The sequence below is a fragment of the Dactylosporangium darangshiense genome (genome assembly GCF_039537565.1).
Taxonomy (GTDB): domain Bacteria; phylum Actinomycetota; class Actinomycetes; order Mycobacteriales; family Micromonosporaceae; genus Dactylosporangium; species Dactylosporangium darangshiense.
The window spans coordinates 40,002-58,053 of record NZ_BAABAT010000048.1; the positions used below are offsets into that span (position 1 = coordinate 40,002).

The window sequence follows — 18,052 nt, forward strand, 5'->3', positions numbered from 1 at the left end:
CCGTGCTGCGTGAGCTGCAACAACTGCTCACCGTCATGGTCGGCGCATGCCAGACTTGCAAACGCCCATACCACGACACAACCTAACAAAGCACTACTAGCCAAGTCGACTCGCAAGGTCAACGGTTACACCACATTCAGGAACTCGACCGGCATCGGACCCATAGCGAGAGCCGACCCTGGGTCAATTACGTGAGCGCCCACACTGATCTGCCGCCGTTGGCGCGCGGCACCCAGCCAGGACTGTACCGGCGAAAGTAGTGCGTCGGTCGCGAGCCGAGGCGTCGGGAGCTTCACTGCATGGCGGTGGCCGGCCGGTGCTCGAAGGACGCCGGACAGCGAAAGACGTACAAGGCGTAGCCGCGGCCGATTGACACGTCGGTGGGGTTGGACGACGCATCCGCCGGTTCCTCCACCGGCCGCCAAGTGCCACCTGTCCCGTGCCACTCGCTGGAGTCGGCAGTCAACAGCAGCGTCATCGTGGTGCCGCACTCGGCGCAATTCATGGGATGCGGGTCGGTCAGCGACCAGTTCGCAAAGCCGCCCACCTTCCAGCCGGGCGCCAGGGACAAGTCGTAGTGGTAGCTGCGTCCGGTCTCATCTTCTTCGTTCTCCTCCTCAGCTTCTTCCTCCCAGGCAGTGATCCGGGCGCGCAGTTGCTCGGGCAACAGGCCGGCGTACTGGTACTCGCGGACCTGTTCCGGATGCACGACGCAGGGGATCGGCAGATAGGCGTCGTTGACCACGGGCGGTTCGGGAGCCGCGTCCAGCGGCCTGGTCACGTCGGCGCTGCGACGCCAGTACAGGCGCACTCGCGGGTTATAGCCCTCCTCCGGGTGGTCCAACGGGCACCACAGCACCTGCAACAGATCGGCGCCGTCCGGGCCGGCGAAGTCGGGGACATCCCGACGGTAGAGCTGCACCACCGGGACCAGCGGGATCGGCTGGTCCACCAGATCGTGCGGCTCGGAGAAGTCGTAGTCCGGTATTTCCGCCCGCTCCTGCTCGGTCAGGTCGTACGGAGCGCCGCTCGCGGCCGCCCGGGCCTGTGCCGCCGCGTAGATCTGGCGGCTGCGGCGGACTGTCGCCGGTGTCCTGAGCTCGAAGATGTAGTGGGCGTCACCGTCCGTGCACACCGGCCAGGGCTCATCGGCCGGCCAGAGTAGCTGGCCACCGACCGAGCTGTCGGCGGTGGTGGGCCTGCCGGGCCGGGGATGCAGCCGCGTGGCCGTTGCCGAATGCTCCCTCAACTCTGGGAAGTGCTCCGTGATGTCCACCGGGCGCCGCGGCGTGGTGCGAGTCATGGCCGAGGATTCTAGGGAACCGATACGACGAAGATCATAGGTGGGCTTCTGTATCACCGGTCCGTCTGACCCATCGGCTCCGTGGTCCAGCACCCACGGTCCGCAGCAACCCTCCACAGCGGGAGGCTGCTAAGCCATGCTCGACCTTGGACAGGTATCCGGATCTGCCGCCGAGCGTGAGCGCAAGGTCGGCGAAGTCCGTCACGCCACGTGACCAGCGTCCGGCGCTGGCCGGCGCGCTGAACTGCCGATGAGCGGGCATCCGATCTTTGCACTCGTGCGCTGTTGCCGGCCGCGTAGCGATCGCACGGTACATGGGTGGCAATCATGCTTGTATGCCGTGCGCCACCTACGGAGCAGCAGGAGTCAGCAGCGCTCTGATCGCGCGCAGCTCGGCGGGTGCCAGCAGGTCGGTCGCGTCGAACGTCGCGATCCACTCGCGGAGAGCGGGCGTCCTGTCCGCCAACTGACGTTCCACGTCCTCCGCGACTGTCGGCTCCTGCTGGTGCTCGCGCCAGTTGCCCTGGTCGGGGTCATAGACCCAGGCGTGCCCGGCATGCGCCGCTGCGCCACGCCACCCGGCCGCGTAGTCATCGATGATGGCGTGGTCCGTCGCGCCGGCGATGTGCAACAGCATCGCGGAGATCATGCCGGTGCGGTCCCGGCCTCCCGCGCAGTGCACGAGCACTGCCCCGTCTGCCCGGGCGACCGCGCGCAGAGCGGCGGAGATGCGGTCGGGGGCAAGCCGGGCATTGTCGGCCCAGCAGCGCGGATGATCCAGGAACGGCCCGCAGACCCGGAGGAACTCGGTGTCATCAGGGTCTTCGGTCGGCGCCGGCACGAAGACCAGGCCCTGCAGCGACTCGGCGCTGATGATCGGATGTTCTGCTCGACGCTGCGTCTCAGCCGGTGCGTTCCGCAGGTCTACCACCGTGCGCACGCCCGCCGCCTTCGCCGCAGCCCACCCTTCATCGGTCAGGTGCTCTGGCGCCGCCGAACGGAACACCTTCCCGAACGGCGTGCAGCCGCCGACGCGCAACGCTCGACCACCCAGGTCGCGCACGTTCCGGCCACCCGACCAGTGCAACACGTCCATCATCGCCTCCGCTCAAACGACTTCCATGCCGTTCATACGGCGCTTGGTCACGCTAGGACCAACCGAGTATGGCGCACGCCCATGCCGCGGATCGCGCTCGCCAGCGCTCGATCAATCGTGACAGCGAGTGATCGAGCTTCCCGCGGCAGGGCATCCGACTCTGCCGAAGTGAGTGCATTCGATCGTGTCGCGAAAGTCCGGGATCACATAAATTCGCGTCGCATGTAACCTATGCGTTCGAGTCGGTGAATTGATGGCTCAGCCGGTGCCGTCCCGCACCGGATAGTGGATGACGACCGCACCGCCGGTGGCGTAGTTGGCGACATCGGCGGCCACCTGCCGGCCTTGCGGAGACGACCTCGACGCGGTCATTGCCGCAGCGTCAGCGAACTCGGCTTCGAAGACCGCGAAGTACGGCGCCTGTCCCTGCGTCGCTGCCACGTCGAAGCTGTAGCGCCACGCGAGCAGGCCGGGCATGAGTGTGACCAGCGGGAGGTGGTGGGTCACGTAGTAGTCGCGGAAGTGGTCGGGATCGGCGGGCTCGGGATACAGGACCACCAACTTGTGCATGTTCGGTTCCTTTGCTTACGGGTGCGTGCTATTCAGCCAGTCGGCGATAAGGGGGATGGTGTCGCTGAAGGTGTCGACGCGGTGGTGTGCACCGGCGAGTTCGTCGTCGGGATGGGTGGTGCGCACTGCGATAACTGTCATGCCTGCGGTTCGGGCTGCTTCGACGCCTGTGGGAGCGTCCTCGATCACCAGGCAGTCGGACGCCGCCACGTCGAGGAGTTGTGCTGCGCGTAGGTAACCCTCCGGGTCGGGTTTGCCGCGCCGGACTTGGCTGCTGTCAACCAGGACGGGAGGATCGGGTAGCCGACCGGCGCGCAGGCGTTGCAGCACCGTCGGCGTGCGGCCGGAGGTGACGACGCCCCACGGCTGGCCTTTCATCAGGCTCAACACCGCGGCGGCGTCGGGGTACACGGGGAAGGCGTCACCTTCCTGGGCCATCATGTCGCGGACCAGCCGGTATTCGGCGTCGGCGTCGAGCTGTGGCGCTACCACCGTGATGGTGTCGATGGGCCGGCGACCGTGGGTGTGTGACCAGACCAGGTCCGGGTCGAGGTTGCGGTGCGTTGCCCACCGGCTCCAGATCCGGCGGTACGCGGGGTATGAATCGACGAGCACGCCGTCGACGTCGAACAACACTGCCCTGTCGGTAGCGCCCACGCCGATGTCGTGCAGGTGATGCAGCCCTTCATGCGTGGCTTGCCGCACCATCCATAGGACGGTACGGCGTTCGCCAGGGAGCCGGACGGCTGAGCGACTCCACTGCCGTTCGCTGACCTCACTCGCGAGGGCGGCGAACCGGTCAGCGTTACGTTCGAGAGCCGACAGAACGGCGGGCAGCGGCTGACGGTCGTAGGCATCGCGCTCGGCGCGCTCGTCGTTGTGCATCGGCTCGAGCACGGGCTCGTGCTCGGTCAGCGTGCGGCGAATCCGGGTGTCGTAGACGGCGTAGACGTCGCGGACATGGCAGGCGTACTCCAGCGGCGACCACACCCCGGCAGCGGGCCGTCGGCGTAGGACATCGGCGGGCAGGTGCTGCAGGCGGTGCCGGTACTGCGTGGGATAGCTGCGGATCAGCCGCAGGGCCGCCGACGGGGTCAGGTCGCCGTAGCGCAGGCCGCACGATTCGCAGTGGTGGTCCTCTTCCGGCAGGGGTGGAGGGGTCATCGAGCCGCCCGTGTGCTTCGGAAATCGAATTGGTCGTTTTGGAGGCTACTGTGTCGGATACCGAAGCATCAAGAGGGGCGGACGGACGATGACGATGCCCAGGCCGGGGCGGCCGGTACGAGGATCGAGTACCGGCCGTCCGCTGATGGCCGCCCTGGACCTGTTCGGCCGCCGCTGGAACCTGCGCATCATCTGGGAGCTGCAGCACGGACCCGTCGGCTTCCGTGCGCTGCAACAGCGCTGCGACAACATGTCCTCCAGCGTGCTGCGACAGCGGCTGACCGAGCTTCTCGACGCGCAGCTCGTGGCGCAAGGGCCGGACACGACCTATGCCCTGACCGAACTCGGCCACGGCGCCTATCTGGCGCTGCGCCCACTCGTCCGCTGGTCCGGCCAATGGGCTTCGAAAATGGCCGAGGACGGCGAGGCGTAGCGCCGTTCGGCGGCCCCGGCGCTTCGAAAAAGCGAAGGTCCGGGGTGTTTCTGAATTCGAATCGCCCTAAGGTGGCCATGGCTCGCGTGCCCGCGCCTGCGGCATGCCGCCACGGCCGCGGGGATTCGGCCGTTCCGGCTCGCCGTGGACCACCTGGTAGCGGCCCTGCCCATGGCTCTGACCAACCCGCGACGGCGTACTGTAGCGCTCCGTGATCTCGCCGACATACCCGTGCGGCTGCCACCCGAAAAACACAGCCCCACCCTGGTACGTGGCGCGCGCCCGATCTTGGCTACGGTGCATGGGGACCGAAACATCATCCTGTGGATGCAGAGACCGTCACCGGCTCGTCGAGGCCGTGTCATCATGCTGCGGTGGCTGGGGAACGGGCTGACCTGAGCAACATGCTCGACGACATCGACTGGGCCGGCCCGGCGGACGAGTACTGGCCGTCGCACGCCGGCACGCGGGCGTTGCTGCACGGCCTGGCCGCTGACGATCCGCAGTCCATCACGATGGGCCTGTCGCATCTGTGGGCCGCGTTCATCGAGTATCCGAATGTGTTCCCGCCGGCGGCGCCGGGCGTCCGGTACGTGCTGGCGCTGCTGGATCTACGGCCGGGCGACGATACGGTGATCCGGAGCCCGAGCGGCAGACTCCGGCCGTTGCGGGCTCACCTGCTGACCTGGCTGTCGGCCGCGGCCGACGCGGTCGGTGACGTCCACGAGCGTGAGTTCGTCGAGCTCGCCGGATACTCGCCACTGGAGTACCCGTGCTCGGTGTGGCACACGATCCGGCAGCTCCGTCCCCGGATGTACGACACCGCCGCCGCGTTTCTGGACGACCCGCACCCCGGCGTCCGGCAGGAGGCCATCGCCGCGGCGGTGGTGCTCGTACGAGTCCCGGAGCTGGCCGTCCATCGTCAGCGCATCGCTGCCGCGGCGCGAGCCTTTCTGGACGCATGCACCGACCCGATGCGCAGGCGATGGGCGGAAGAAGCATTCCACGAGCTGAGCCCGACATACGTCGCCGACGAACCGGCACCGACGTAGCCGGAACCGATCGGATGCACGGATCTGCCGCCGTGCAGGCGTGCCGGTCACAGGAGCCCATCACTCTCGGTAGAGCGCGACCTGGGTACTGATTCCTCCTGCGGACGCGCGACTTTGCCGATGAGCGCGCACGTGATCATGGCCGAACAGCCGACCAGATTCTGCCTACGGACCTTCTCTCCCTCTGGCTCACGGACCTGGTGGAGGGAATCTCGTTGCCGACGTGCGCCATTTGCGGGGGCCAGGTCAGTTCGTTTGAACGGACGGCAAACCCGTCGACCGGCGCGAACTTCTGAGCATAGGGTGCCCGGTGTGACCGTCGAGGTGCCGTTCCGTCCCCTTGCCGTCGACCAGTCCGACGTTCGCTACGCTCATGGCCCCGATTCGGCACGGCAGCCGGGCGTGCCTGTAGGTCGGACCGTCGAGTTCGACTGGAACGACAGCATTGTCTATCCGGGTACATCGCGGAAGTTCTGGGTCCACCTGCCGGCTCAGTACGACCCGTCGCAGCCTGCGGCGCTGATGGTGTTCCAGGATGGACAGTGGTACCTGCACCCGGACGGGGAGGTCCGTGGCGCGATCGTCCTGGACAACCTCATGCACCGCGGTGACATCCCGGTCACCGTCGGCGTGTTCGTCGATCCTGGCATCCTTGAAGGTGCCGACGAGCCGAAACACCGCAACGTCGAGTACGACGCGTTCGACGACCGCTACGCCACCTTCCTGCTGACCGAAATCATCCCGCAGGTCACGGAACGCTACTCGATCACCAAGGATTCGCACTGGTGGGGCATCTGTGGGGGCAGCAGCGGCGGCAACTGCGCGTTCACCGCCGGGTGGCTGCGCCCGGACAAGTTCCGTCGAGTGATCTGCTGCCTTTCCAGCTTCGTGCAGATGCCGGGCGGAAACCCCTACCCCGAGCTCATCCGCAGCGTACCCCGCAAGCCGCTGCGCATATTCATGCAGGCCGGACACCGGGACCTGCGCTGGAACGAGCGCGAACGGAACTGGCTCGCCAGCAACCTGCAGGTAGCCGCTGCCCTGGCAGAAACGGGCTATGACTTCCGACTCGTGCTCGGCGACGGGGGCCACAGCCCTAACCACGGCGGCGTCCTACTGCCAGACGCCCTGCGCTGGCTGTGGCGGCCGATGGACACCTGATGGGCGAACGTTCGCAGGCGATCTTGACGTCCGGATCTCCGCTCCTTACGGAACGTCACGGCGAGATGGTTGGGCAGGTTCCTGACACGCCGATGAGCGCGCGATACGGCGGCGTCGTTCGCTACGGTTCGGTCCATAATCGCGAGGTGGAAATGATGCGGGAGGCGGCCCTCGCGTTCACCGCCGACGAGTTGCCCGCTGAGGAGCTTCCGCGAGTGGCGACCGAGGCGTTGGTCCGTGGCATCAGCAGCCCGAGCCTGCAACAACTTGCCGGACTCCCGTCCGGGGATGTCCGGGACACGGCTGATCTGTTCCAGCAGGCGCTCGACGAACTCGGCATCTCCCGCACCGCACCCGAGGACGCTCATTGGACCTTCGTCCTCCGGTACGCCAGTGACGCCGTGGACGGGCGAGCCGATCCCGTCCACGCCGCGGACATGCTGTGCCGGCACGCCCAGTCCATCGGATTCCCGCCACGCCTCAAGGTGTTCGAACTCCTCATCGACACCTGGAAAGGGCCACCCAACAGCCGTCGAGCGGTCGAGCACGACCTACGCCGCGAAGCTCACCGGCTGCTGATCGAGACGTCGAGCTGACCCGCGCCGTATCCTCAGTCGGCGCCCTCATCTAGAAGCCGCCGATGGTGCGCTGCGGCTCGCGCGCGACCGTCACGCCCGTGCCGTCGGCTCCGCCGGATGGATCGGCGCTCGGTGCACGACGGTGCCGAAGAGCGGCGTCCGATCACGGTCCTACCACACCGGAATCATGGCGTTCGCTGCCATGGCGGAGCGTCTCAATGACGCTGCAGCGGGGATCGGTCGCCGACGAGCCAGAGGTGACCGAACGGGTCGAAGAAGCCGCCCTGTCGATGCGGACCCCACGGCATCTGGTGGTCGCGCACGGGATCGTGATACTCGGCTCCGGCCGCTGCCGCGGCGGCGGCGAACGTGTCTGGGTCGTCGACGAACACTTCGATGCGCACGGTTGTGGAACCGAGTACGTCCGGGCTTTCCCAGCGGTTGTTGGCGGGCTCGGCGAGGAAGAACGGGGCGCCGTGGATCTGCAGTCCGATGACCGAGCCGAGGTTCCACAGCTCGGTGGCGCCGAGGGCGCGCTGGTACCACGCGGACGCCGCCGCCGCGTCCGGCACCGCGAGCATGAGGGAGATGACCGTCACGAGCCGCACGATACGCGGCTATATCTGAGCTCGATGCCCGGTTGTGGTCTCAGCATTGTGGCCGTATGGCCGGCCGATCTCCCATTCGTGTCCGAACGGGTCGACGATGCGGCCGACGCGCCAGCCGTGCTCGTCCGCGACCGGCGAGCGCTGCGCAGCACCGGCGGCGACCGCCTGCTCCGCCACCGCGTCAGGGTCGTCGACCACGAGCAGGGTCCGGCCCGTTGCCCCGCCGATGGCCGCGGGGCTGAACTGGCCCATGCCCGGCCCGGCCGCAGCGACCCAGAACACCGCCTCACCGACGGCCAGCTGCGCGACGATCTCGTCGCCGTCGCCGACTTGGTGCAGCACGGTTGCACCGAACGCCTCGGCGTAGAACGCGACCGCCGCACTGGCGCGGTCGACCCACAGCTCAGGTTGGATGCTCGTCACGAGCTGACTCTCGCAGACACGCCGTGTCAGTGGGCGCCGGGCCGGTCGTGCTCATCGGCGCCGCGCACTGGCTGCACGTCCCCGTCGGCAAACTCCACGAAGACCGCACCGCCTCCTCGGCAACGGCTACTGCCCCCACCCGCCGAACTCGACTGCGCCTTCGAAGCCATCTGCGAAACCTGCACCTACCTCCAGACCAGCATCGAGTTCCGCCCCGCCCTGCAGCGGCAGCGCGACCACGCCACCCAACACCACCAAACCCACCGCGCCGACCTGTTCGACCGGCTCCCCACCCACGTCGACGAACAGGCATCATGATCGACTTGACACGGATTACCTGCACAATGCCGAAGAGCGGATGTCCGGCCTTGGGTGCCGCGGTCAGTGGCAGTGGTGCTCGCTGCCGGTGGGTCCGGTGGTGCCGAGGTCGTCGTCGCGGCCTGCGGCCAGGCGCGACCACTGGGATGTGGGTCGCCCGTTGAGCCGGAACTGGTCGCCGTTGGTCCGGAAGCGCCGCGGCCAGCCTTCCGGCGAGTCCTCCCAGTCCTCCTGCCGACCGTAGACGGTCATGTCGAGCAGCCCGTACGACGGTGCCATCGCCTCGACGCCCCGCCCGGTGGTCCAATAGGTCTCGAACACCCGGCTGCCCTGACGTAGGTAGCACGCCTTCATCCCGAACGCGCGTCCCGCGGCGAGCGCGTCGAGCGACTCCGTGGGCACCGAATACCAGGGCGCCTGCCAGCCCATGAAGTCGCGGTAGCGCGTCGTCTCCTCGACCGGTCCCTGGCAGAAGACCGCGAACGTGACGTCACGCGAGTGCAGGTAGGACAGCTCAAGTACCTGACCGGTGAAGAACGTACAGCCCACGCATTGGTCGGCGGCCGGCCTGCCCGTGTGCCACATGTGGTACGACGCGAACAGCTGGGTCCGGCCCTCGAAGACGTCGAGCAGAGGCACCGGCCCGGCGGCACCGATCAGGTGGGTCGTCGGGTCGACCTCGACCATCGGCAGCCGGCGGCGGGCCGCAGCGATGGCGTCGCCCTCGCGGGTGTGCGCCTTCTCGCGCTGCCGGAGGTCGTCGAGCTGCTTCTGCCAGGTTTGACGGTCGGTGATCGGGGGTGTCGCTGGGGTGGACATGGATCCTCCTCGCATCGTCAGCTATGACGCTAATAGTGAGTGCTATGGTCAGGCAAGGGCGATGGGGAGGTTGTCCATGCCGGCTCAGCGGGGCTATCGGCAGGCCTGCGGCATCGCGCGCGGCCTCGACATCGTGGGTGAACGGTGGTCGCTGATGGTCGTGCGTGAGCTGCTGCTCGGGCCGAAACGGTTCACCGACCTGCAGCAGGCGCTGCCGACCGCCAGCCCGAACGCACTTTCCGACCGGCTGCGTGAACTGGCCGACGCGGGTGTCGTACGCCGCCGGCAACTGCCTGCACCGGGCAGGGTGTGGGTTTATGAGCTGACCGCATGGGGGCGCGGGCTCGAGCCGATCGTGGTCGCGCTTGGCACCTGGGCACTGGCTGCCCCACCGACCGCGGAACAGCTCTTCGTGAGCGCGGACAGCGCCATGCTCGCAATCCGGACCTATTGCGTGCCGGCGGCGCAGCGGCCCGCAGCGACGCTGCGGATCGAACTCCGTGACCACGGTCCTGCCGGGGTGTTCGGCGTCCTTTTCACGCCGGTCGGCGCCGAGGTCGCCCACCGGCCGCCGGAAGAACCGGACGCCGTCCTGATCACCACGACGGACGTCCTCGTCGCCGCCTTCGGCGACGGCGACCTGACCCGGCTCGCAGCCGCCGGCGCCGTCATCACCGGTGATCCCGAGGCCGTACGCGGTCTACTTGTGGCTGTGCGCGTCCCGGCCCCCACAGATCACCACGCGAACGGCACCTCCGGCCAAGAGCAACGAGTGGATGGTCCGAAACGGTGACCGGAGCGCACAGATCCTCCGGCCGAGTCACGTGGTCGCCGTGAGGACGGCGTCCGCCACCGGGCTGACGCCGGGCTGGTCCAGCAGCTGCCACTGCAGGTGTACCAGGCCGGGCGGGGTGGAGCCGGCGACCTGCAGGCGCATCGCGAACCGGACCGCGCCGTGCGCGGGGACCGGCATACCGGGGCAGTTCAGCCAGTACGAGCCGCCGCCCTTGAAGACCGTCATGCGGTACGCGGGGCACGGCACGACAGCGACAGCGGCCTCGGTCGGATTCGTGAGGGTGACCGTGAAGTCGAACCATTGGCCGATCGTGACCGTGGCGGGCACGTCGAGGGTCGGCACCAGCCTCGCGTACGGCGGCGGCGTCAGCGGGTGCGCCTGGATGTCCAGCATCCAGTCGGTGACCTCGAGCTCGCACGTGGTCTGCACGGTGAGTGTGCCGAGCGGGTACGACCGGCCGAGCATCACCACGGCGATGTCCCGGTATGTGGTCGGGTTGGCTCCGCCGTTGCAGCCGTTGCCCGTGACCAGCCCGAGCGTCGCCTCCTCGTCGGGGTCGATGGTCGCGGGTGTCTCGTAGCCGGTGCCGCCGTAGCCGGTGCCGGAACGGGTCGTCAGGTGGCCGCGCGCGCCGGTCCTGGCGTCGGTGGCCGTGAGCTGCGCGGAGCCGGACAGCGTGCAGCGGCTGCCGCTCGTGTTGCGGATCTTGACGTCGATGAACCGGTGCCCCCCGGCCGCGCCGTTGTCGGTGACGTTGACCGACGTGGCCAGGTCGGCGGCGCCACACGGCCGGGCCGACGGTCGCGGGCTCGGCGGGGGGAACAGGTCCACAGCACCGATCGGGCTGTCTTTCCACGGCACGGTCGCGGCGGACGGCGACGGTGCGGGCCGCGGACCGGCCGGCGCGACCACCGCCGTCCAGACCCCGGCGGTGAGCACCGCCAGCACCGCCGTCGACACCGCGCCGAACAGACGGCGCAGACGGCGCCGGCGCGTGATCCCGGCGCTGACCCGGCCCATCGGGTCGGGCCACGCGGGCAGCACCAGAACCTCGTCGGCCAGTGTGCGCCGCAGGCGCTCCTCGACGGTCATCGCGTGCCCCTCTCGGTCGAGGCGACCGGTTTGGCCAGACCGGTGCGTAGCTTCGCCAATGCCCGTGAGGCGTTGCTCTTCACCGTGCCGGCCGAGCAGCCGAGCACCTCGGCGATCTGCGCCTCGGACAGGTCCAGGTAATACCGCAGCACCAGGACGGCCCGCTGCTGACGGGGGAGCGTGGCGAGCAGCCACCACATCTCGTCGTCCGCGAGGACCGCTCCGCCCGGCCGGGCGTCGTTCGCCGTATCGCGCTGCTCGGGCAGGTTCGCGACCAGCCGCTCGCGCCGCAGCGCCCGTCGGCGGTTGAGGTAGCCGTTGACGATCGTGCGGCGCAGGTATCCCTCAGGGTCGTCCTGCCGCTGGATGCGCCGCCAGCCCAACCCAGCCCGCACGAGCGCATCCTGGACCAGGTCCGCGGCCAGATGCCGGTCCCCGGTGAGGACATGCGCGAAGCGCAACAACTCGGCGTGGCGGCTGCGCACGTACTCCTCGAAGGCAGCTGGTGCCTCCCACTGCGCCATGCTCCAAGGACACCGCAGCCACGCCGACAGGTTGCACGGGTCCCGTCCGGGCCGAGTCTGCCTCTGCCGAAACCGGGCGTTGCGCCGCCGTCGGGCGAGCACGCGCACCGATCACGGCGGTCAGGGAACAGAGCGGATCTTCTGCACGAAGACGCTGCCGAGGAGCGTGACCACGGCGGTGAGGACGTACAGGACCGGGTAGCCGCCCAGGTGCACCACGATCGGGGCGGACAGCGCCGGGCCCAGCACCTGCGGCGCCGAGTTCGCGATGTTGATGACGCCCAGGTCCTTCGCCCGGTTGGTCGCCTCGGGCAGGACCTGCGTGATCAGGGCGGCGTCGACGGCCTGGTACACACCGTAGCCCGCGCCCAGGATCGCCGCGGCGACGATCGCCACCGGCCACGTCGGCCAGAACGCGAGCAGCAGGGCGGCGACCGCCATCACCACGCCGGACCAGATGACGAAGACGCGGCGGCGGCCCGTGCGGTCGGAGCGGCGGCCCGCCACGACCGTCGTGGCCATCAGGGCCAAGGTGTAGACGAGGATCAGGATCAGCACGCCGGTGTCGGGGTCGGCGACGCGGACCCGGTCCTGCAGGAAATACAGCAGGTAGAGGGTGCCCAGCGCGTTGCCGAGCTGGACCAGGAAACGCGTGATCCAGGCCCACGCGAAGTCGGGGTGGCGGCGCGGGCTCACCCAGAAGCCGGCCAGGGAGAAGCGCGGGCGGTCCGCGCGGCTGATCCGGTCGTCGGGGGTGAACAGCACGAACGGCACCGGGAGCAGGACCACGAGCACCGCGAGCGCGACGTAGCCGGGGGCGGTGCCGGTCACCAGGGCGGTGACCAGCACGACGCCGAGGACCACGCCCAGGACCTGGGGGATGCCGACCCAGCCCGAGACGGCGCCGCGCTGCTCGACCGGAACGCGGTCGGGGACCGCGGCCGTCAGGGTGGCGAGCATCGCGTTCAGGCAGGTCTGTGCGGCGACCCAGCCGAGAGCCACTCCCAGGATCGTGTGCTGGGTTGAGAGCAGGACCAGCGAGAGGGCCGCCAGGATGGCGCCGCCCAAGGTCCAGGTGTGGCGGCGGCCGAAGCGGGACGTCGTGCGGTCCGACAGGGCGCCGGCCAGAGGGTTGACCACGACGGCCGCCGCCGCGCCGAGCGCCGTGACGACGCCGAGCATGCTCTCCTTGTCGGCGGGGGCGATCTCCTGGATCTGGTTGGGCAGCAGCACCTGGATCGGGGTGAAGAAGCCCATCCACACCGCGAGGTCGGCGAGCACGAGCAGAGCGATCCAGCGGCCGCCGACGCGCACCGTCGGTTCGGCGAAAGCGGTCCCCTGCATCGGCGGGCTCCCATGCGGCAAACGCGAAATGTGTTCGCGACCATAGCCGTCAACGGGCGCTAGCTCAACAGGCCCGTCAGAGTCGTCGACATCGTCCACAGGCGAGCGGCGTCGGACGAGGACGGGCGGAAGGGGGTGACGGCGCAGTCGGAGCAGTGCACGCCGCCGAGGTCGGGCTGTACCGCCGCCCACACCTGCGTCGCGGCGCCCTGCTCGGGGGTCTTGAAGTAGTCGGCGGCGTTGCCCTGCTCGTCGATCCAGCCGGCCTCGATCATCTCGGCGCGGGTCAGGTGGCGCTGCAGCGGGGTGAGGATGGCGCCGGGGTGCACCGAGCTGGCGCGGATGCCGTGCGGGCGGCCCAGCACGTCGAGGTGCGCGGCGAACAGGGCGTTCGCGGCCTTCGACTGGCCGTAGGCGGCCCAGCGGTCGTACGGCTCGGCGACGAAGAACGGGTCGTCCCAGCGGATCGGGGCGTCGGGGCGCACGTTCGAGGACACCACGACCACGCGGGCCGAGCCGGATCGCGCGAGCGCCGGGAACAGGTGGTGCACGAGCGCGAAGTGGCCGAGGTGGTTGACCGCGAACTGCAGCTCCCAGCCGGGGCCGACGCGCGTCTCCGGGCAGGCCATGACGCCGGCGTTGGCGATGAGGAGGTCCACGGTACCGAAACCAGCCGCGAACTCGGCGACCTGCGCCAGGTCGGCGAGGTCCAGGCGGCGGGCCTCGGCGAAGTCCAGCGAAACAGCGCCGGGTTCGCGGACGGCCGCGACGACGGTGGCGCCGGCGCGGGCCAGCGCCCGCGTCGTGGCCAGGCCGATCCCGGAGGCGCCGCCCGTCACGATCGCAAGCTTCCCGGTCAGGTCCACGCCGGCGAGGACGTCGTCGGCGGTGCTCTTGGCATCGAACTGCGTCATGCCCGCGGACGCTAGATGCTAGAGCGAGGTCTAGGTCAACCCGCGTACGCTGCGCCCATGGAGCTCACCATCGGCCAGGTCGCGGCCCGGACCGGCCTGAGCGTGCACACCCTGCGGCTGTATGAGCGGGAGGGGCTGTTCCACACGGAGGTCCGCCGGGACGCGGCCGGGCGGCGGGTGTACGGCCAGCCGGACCTCGACTGGCTGGAGGTCTGCACGAAGTTCCGCGCCTCCGGGATGCCGCTGGAGTCGATCCGGCGCTTCGCGCGGCTGGTGGGGCAGGGGCCGGGCAACGAGGCGGAGCGCCTCGAGCTGCTGCGCGCGCACCGCGACCTCGTCGAGGGGCGGATCAAGGAGCTGCACGACTGCCTGGGGCTCATCGAGGGCAAGGTCGCCACCTACGAGGAGGCTGTGGCCCGCGGCACCGCCGCAACGCTCTGGACCGGCTGATGTGCCATGCTGGCCGGGTGACACCGCAGGACCTCAAGCATCTGCGCCGGGCCCGAGACCTGATCGACCGCGAGTATGCGCGCCCGCTGGACGTGCCCGCGATGGCCCGCACCGCGCTGATGTCCCCGGCACACTTCGCCCGCCAGTTCCGGGCCGTCTACGGCGAGACGCCGTATTCGTACCTGATGACCCGCCGGATCGAGCGGGCCAAGGCGCTGCTGCGCCGCGGCGACCTGTCCGTCACCGAGGTCTGCATGGCGGTCGGCGCGACGTCGCTGGGCTCGTTCAGCACCCGGTTCACCGAGCTCGTGGGGGAGTCCCCGAGCGTGTACCGCTCCCGCAACCACGCCGCCCTCGCGCCGATCCCGGCCTGCTGGGCCAAGCAGGTCACCCGTCCGACGCGGGAGCGTGCGGCGCAGTAACGTCAGTCTCCATGGAGCTGAACCTGCGGTACACGTTCCTGGAGGTCGACGACCACGAGGCGGCGCTCGCGTTCTACCGCGACACGCTGGGCATGGAGGTCCGCCAGGACGTCGCGATGGAGAACGCGCGCTGGCTGACCGTCGGCCCGAAGGGTCAGCCGGACATCGGCATCGTCCTGCAGTCCGTCGGCGTGGCCCGCTCGCCGGAGGACGCCGAGACGTTGCGGGCGCTGCTGGCCAAGGGCTCGCTGTCGGGCCTGGTGTTCGAGACCGACGACGTCGACGCGCTGTTCGACCGGGTCGCGGCCAGCGGCGCCGAGGTGCTGCAGGAGCCGATGGACCAGCCCTACGGCGTGCGCGACTGCGGCTTCCGTGACCCGGCCGGCAACCTCATGCGGTTCAACCAGCGGCTCAAGGGCTGACACGGGGGCGCGGGCGGGTCCGGAGGGCCCGCCCGCGCCGAACTCAAGTGTTACGCGACGGGCATGTCCCGGCGACGCAGGCCGAACAGTCCGGCGGCGCCGAGCGCGACCGCGACCGCGGTGAGCCACAACAGCGGCGTCACGGAGAACGCGGCGCCGGGCAGCTTCGGCACGTGCGCGAACGGCACGATGTCCAGCACGTACTGGTTGAGCCCGAACAGTGCGCCCAGCTCCACCAGCAGCACCGACAGGATGAGCGCCGCCCAGGTCAGGGTGCTCAGCCGCGGGAACAGGCCGATGAGCGCCATGCCGAAGCCGGCGAGCACCCAGGCGGCCGGCAGCTGCACCATCGCCGCGCCGAACACCCGCCCGGCCTGGCCGCCGACGTCGTGGACCTCGGCGCCGTAGACGACACCGCCGGCGAGCCCGGCGACGGCCAGCAGCAGCGCCGTGCCGAACAGTGCGAACGCGAGGTGGCTGGCCGCCCACTGCAGCCGGCCGACGCGGGTGGCGAGGATCGGCTCGACCCGGCCGCTGCTCTCCTCCTGGCGCAGCCGCAGCGTCGCCTGGACGGTGTAGGCGGCGGCGACCATGCCGACGATGCCGAAGATCGCGGCGAGGAACGCATCGGTGAGCCCGGCCTTGCCGCCCATGCGGGTCAGCACGTCGGTGAGCTGCTGGTTGGGCGACTCGAGGCTGTTGATGCTGTTCGCGGCGCCGCCGAGCACGGCGCCGGACAGGGCCAGGCCCACGGTCCAGCCGATGAGCAGGCCGCGGTGCAGCCGCCAGGCCAGCGCCAGCGGGCTGCGCAGGCTCGGCGCGCCGGCGGCGGGGCCGGGGCGCTCGGCGATCAGGCCGGCGCCGACGTCGCGCCGGTCGGCCAGGGCGTAGCCGGCAGCGGCGAAGACGGCGGCGAAGCCCACGAAGAGCAGCGCGACCCACCAGCGCTCGCCGCCGTAGGGGCGCAGGTGCAGCGCCCAGCCGGTCGGCGAGAGCCAGGACAGCCAGGTCGGGCCGGTGTCGCCGGCGGCGCGCAGCAGGTAGGTGCCGCCGAGGATCGCCCCGGCGATGCTGTTCGCCGCGCGGGCGCTCTGGGTGAGCTGCGCGGCGGCGGCCGCGATGGCGGCGAAGAGCAGCCCGACGAGGCCGGTGGCGACGCCGAACGCGATCGAGCCGGCGACGGGCAGGCCGGTGGCCATGAGCCCGAGCGCGATGAGCACCGCGATCGCCACGTCGGCCAGGGCGGCGGTGAGCAGCGCGGCGGTCAGCGGCGCGTGCCGTCCGATGACGGTGGCGCGCAGCAGCTCGAGGCGGCCGGTCTCCTCCTCCGTGCGGGTGTGCCGCACGACGGTGAGCAGGCTCATCAGGCCGATGAGGATGAACTCGGTGATGCCGATCTTCCACGCGGTGAGCCCGCCGATCGACACGTCGAACAGGGGGCCGCTGAGCGCGACGAGGGACGGGTTGGTGAGCACGCCCTTGACGGCCTGCAGGTCGGCATCGGTGGGGTACAGCTTCTGGTAGTTGGCCGCGGTCCCCATCGGCATGACGGCGAGGCCGAGCACCCAGATGGTGAGCCGCACCCGGTCCAGCCGCAGCGCGAGGCGGGTCAGCGCCCGGGTGCCGGTGAGCGAGGTCATCGCGCCGCCTCCGTGACCGCCTGGCCGTTGCCCTGCGCGCGGTCGTAGTGGCGCAGGAACAGCTCCTCGAGGGTCGGCGGCTGGCTGGTGAGGCTCTTGACGCCGACGGTGGTGAGCTGGCGCAGCACCGCATCCAGGGCCGCATTGTCGACGTTGAACCGCACGGTGCCGTTGTGGGTCTGCAGGTCGTGCACGCCCGGGAACGCCTCGAGGCCGTTGACCGGGCCAGCGAGGTCGACCTGGATGGAGGTGCGGGTCAGGTGGCGCATGGAGGCGAGGGTGCCGGTCTCCACGGCGCGGCCCTCGCGGATGATCGTGACCCGGTCGCAGAGGGACTCGACCTCGCTGAGGATGTGGCTGGACAGCAGCACCGTGCGCCCGGCGCGCTGCTGCTCCTCGCGCACGACCTGCCGGAACACCTCCTCCATGAGCGGGTCCAGGCCGGAGGTCGGCTCGTCGAGGATCAGCAGTTCGACGTCGGAGGCCAGGGCCGCCACCAGGGCGACCTTCTGCCGGTTGCCCTTGGAGTAGGTGCGGGTCTTCTTGCGCGGATCGAGGTCGAAGCGCTCGAGGAGTTCGGCGCGGCGGGCGGTGTTGAGGCCGCCGCGCAGCCGGCCGAGGAGGTCGATGACCTCGCCGCCGGTGAGGTTGGGCCAGAGGGTGACGTCGCCGGGCACGTAGGCCAGGCGGCGGTGCAGGGTGGCGGCGTCGGTCCAGGGGTCGCCGCCGAGCAGCCGGGCGGTGCCGGTGTCGGCGCGCAGCAGCCCGAGCAGGACGCGGATGGTCGTCGACTTCCCGGCGCCGTTCGGGCCGAGGAAACCGTGCACCTCCCCGGTCTGCACGACCAGGTCGAGCCCGTCGAGCGCACGTGTGCGCCCGAACGTCTTGACCAGTGCGTCTGCGCGGATCGCCTCGGTCATGAT

General features: G+C 70.0%; 21 protein-coding genes. 8 read left to right on the plus strand and 13 right to left on the minus strand.

Translation table 11 applies throughout. The annotated features are described in order from the left end of the window. Positions 1–292 precede the first annotated feature (292 nt). The 4 genes from ABD901_RS47925 to ABD901_RS47940 form a co-directional block, all read right to left on the minus strand. On the minus strand, positions 293–1,303 hold the full coding sequence (locus ABD901_RS47925) for a hypothetical protein (RefSeq protein WP_345139020.1): 1,011 nt from the start codon (positions 1,301–1,303) through the stop codon (positions 293–295). 349 nt (positions 1,304–1,652) lie between these two features. Then, positions 1,653–2,402: a tyrosine-protein phosphatase gene (locus ABD901_RS47930; protein ID WP_345139023.1), complete on the minus strand. Its 750-nt coding sequence runs from the start codon at positions 2,400–2,402 to the stop codon at positions 1,653–1,655. A gap of 255 nt (positions 2,403–2,657) precedes the next feature. Beyond that, on the minus strand, positions 2,658–2,969 hold the full coding sequence (locus ABD901_RS47935) for an EthD family reductase (RefSeq protein ID WP_345139026.1): 312 nt from the start codon (positions 2,967–2,969) through the stop codon (positions 2,658–2,660). A gap of 15 nt (positions 2,970–2,984) precedes the next feature. Next, on the minus strand, positions 2,985–4,133 hold the full coding sequence (locus ABD901_RS47940) for an HAD-IA family hydrolase (protein ID WP_345139029.1): 1,149 nt from the start codon (positions 4,131–4,133) through the stop codon (positions 2,985–2,987). A 145-nt stretch (positions 4,134–4,278) separates the two neighbouring features. Between ABD901_RS47940 and ABD901_RS47945 the strand changes: the two genes are divergently transcribed. The 4 genes from ABD901_RS47945 (at position 4,279) to ABD901_RS47960 (ending at position 7,375) form a co-directional block, all read left to right on the plus strand. Further along, complete coding sequence (locus ABD901_RS47945) at positions 4,279–4,566, plus strand: winged helix-turn-helix transcriptional regulator (protein ID WP_345139032.1); 288 nt, start codon at positions 4,279–4,281, stop codon at positions 4,564–4,566. A gap of 374 nt (positions 4,567–4,940) precedes the next feature. Further along, on the plus strand, positions 4,941–5,618 hold the full coding sequence (locus tag ABD901_RS47950) for a hypothetical protein (RefSeq protein ID WP_345139035.1): 678 nt from the start codon (positions 4,941–4,943) through the stop codon (positions 5,616–5,618). Positions 5,619–5,930: 312 nt separating this feature from the next. Continuing rightward, entirely contained in the window at positions 5,931–6,779 is an 849-nt protein-coding gene (locus ABD901_RS47955; RefSeq protein WP_345139037.1) for an alpha/beta hydrolase, read from the plus strand. Then, positions 6,779–7,375: a hypothetical protein gene (locus tag ABD901_RS47960; protein ID WP_345139040.1), complete on the plus strand. Its 597-nt coding sequence runs from the start codon at positions 6,779–6,781 to the stop codon at positions 7,373–7,375. The genes ABD901_RS47955 and ABD901_RS47960 overlap by 1 nt, the downstream gene beginning before the upstream one ends. Positions 7,376–7,572: 197 nt before the next feature. Here the strand turns inward: ABD901_RS47960 and ABD901_RS47965 are convergent, their stop codons facing one another. The 3 genes from ABD901_RS47965 to ABD901_RS47975 all read right to left on the minus strand — a co-directional run bounded on the left by ABD901_RS47965 (position 7,573) and on the right by ABD901_RS47975 (position 9,525). Next, positions 7,573–7,956: a VOC family protein gene (locus ABD901_RS47965; protein ID WP_345139044.1), complete on the minus strand. Its 384-nt coding sequence runs from the start codon at positions 7,954–7,956 to the stop codon at positions 7,573–7,575. 18 nt (positions 7,957–7,974) lie between these two features. Beyond that, positions 7,975–8,388 (minus strand): VOC family protein, encoded by a 414-nt coding sequence (locus tag ABD901_RS47970; protein WP_345139048.1) that lies wholly within the window; start codon positions 8,386–8,388, stop codon positions 7,975–7,977. A 381-nt stretch (positions 8,389–8,769) separates the two neighbouring features. Continuing rightward, positions 8,770–9,525 (minus strand): DUF899 family protein, encoded by a 756-nt coding sequence (locus ABD901_RS47975; RefSeq protein WP_345139051.1) that lies wholly within the window; start codon positions 9,523–9,525, stop codon positions 8,770–8,772. A 76-nt stretch (positions 9,526–9,601) separates the two neighbouring features. Between ABD901_RS47975 and ABD901_RS47980 the strand changes: the two genes are divergently transcribed. Beyond that, positions 9,602–10,318, plus strand: a complete 717-nt coding sequence (locus tag ABD901_RS47980) for a winged helix-turn-helix transcriptional regulator (RefSeq protein WP_345139054.1) — start codon at positions 9,602–9,604, stop codon at positions 10,316–10,318. Positions 10,319–10,345: 27 nt separating this feature from the next. Here the strand turns inward: ABD901_RS47980 and ABD901_RS47985 are convergent, their stop codons facing one another. The 4 genes from ABD901_RS47985 to ABD901_RS48000 form a co-directional block, all read right to left on the minus strand. Continuing rightward, positions 10,346–11,413, minus strand: a complete 1,068-nt coding sequence (locus ABD901_RS47985) for a DUF4232 domain-containing protein (RefSeq protein WP_345139057.1) — start codon at positions 11,411–11,413, stop codon at positions 10,346–10,348. After that, positions 11,410–11,937 carry a SigE family RNA polymerase sigma factor gene (locus ABD901_RS47990; RefSeq protein ID WP_345139060.1) on the minus strand — a complete coding sequence of 176 codons (528 nt, stop codon included), beginning with the start codon at positions 11,935–11,937 and terminating at the stop codon, positions 11,410–11,412. The genes ABD901_RS47985 and ABD901_RS47990 overlap by 4 nt, the downstream gene beginning before the upstream one ends. Positions 11,938–12,057: 120 nt before the next feature. Next, positions 12,058–13,281, minus strand: a complete 1,224-nt coding sequence (locus tag ABD901_RS47995) for an MFS transporter (protein WP_345139063.1) — start codon at positions 13,279–13,281, stop codon at positions 12,058–12,060. A gap of 59 nt (positions 13,282–13,340) precedes the next feature. After that, positions 13,341–14,195 (minus strand): SDR family NAD(P)-dependent oxidoreductase, encoded by an 855-nt coding sequence (locus ABD901_RS48000; RefSeq protein WP_345139066.1) that lies wholly within the window; start codon positions 14,193–14,195, stop codon positions 13,341–13,343. A gap of 57 nt (positions 14,196–14,252) precedes the next feature. Between ABD901_RS48000 and ABD901_RS48005 the strand changes: the two genes are divergently transcribed. The 3 genes from ABD901_RS48005 to ABD901_RS48015 are packed head-to-tail and all read left to right on the plus strand — an operon-like array spanning position 14,253 to position 15,489. Next, complete coding sequence (locus tag ABD901_RS48005) at positions 14,253–14,645, plus strand: MerR family transcriptional regulator (protein ID WP_345139069.1); 393 nt, start codon at positions 14,253–14,255, stop codon at positions 14,643–14,645. Continuing rightward, positions 14,645–15,067: a helix-turn-helix transcriptional regulator gene (locus ABD901_RS48010; RefSeq protein ID WP_345139072.1), complete on the plus strand. Its 423-nt coding sequence runs from the start codon at positions 14,645–14,647 to the stop codon at positions 15,065–15,067. The genes ABD901_RS48005 and ABD901_RS48010 overlap by 1 nt, the downstream gene beginning before the upstream one ends. An 11-nt stretch (positions 15,068–15,078) precedes the next feature. Continuing rightward, on the plus strand, positions 15,079–15,489 hold the full coding sequence (locus ABD901_RS48015; protein ID WP_345139075.1) for a VOC family protein: 411 nt from the start codon (positions 15,079–15,081) through the stop codon (positions 15,487–15,489). A gap of 50 nt (positions 15,490–15,539) precedes the next feature. Here the strand turns inward: ABD901_RS48015 and ABD901_RS48020 are convergent, their stop codons facing one another. After that, positions 15,540–17,129, minus strand: coding sequence for an ABC transporter permease (locus tag ABD901_RS48020; protein ID WP_345139078.1), 1,590 nt, complete (start codon positions 17,127–17,129; stop codon positions 15,540–15,542). After that, complete coding sequence (locus tag ABD901_RS48025) at positions 17,126–18,049, minus strand: ABC transporter ATP-binding protein (protein WP_345139081.1); 924 nt, start codon at positions 18,047–18,049, stop codon at positions 17,126–17,128. The genes ABD901_RS48020 and ABD901_RS48025 overlap by 4 nt, the downstream gene beginning before the upstream one ends. Positions 18,050–18,052: the final 3 nt, after the last annotated feature.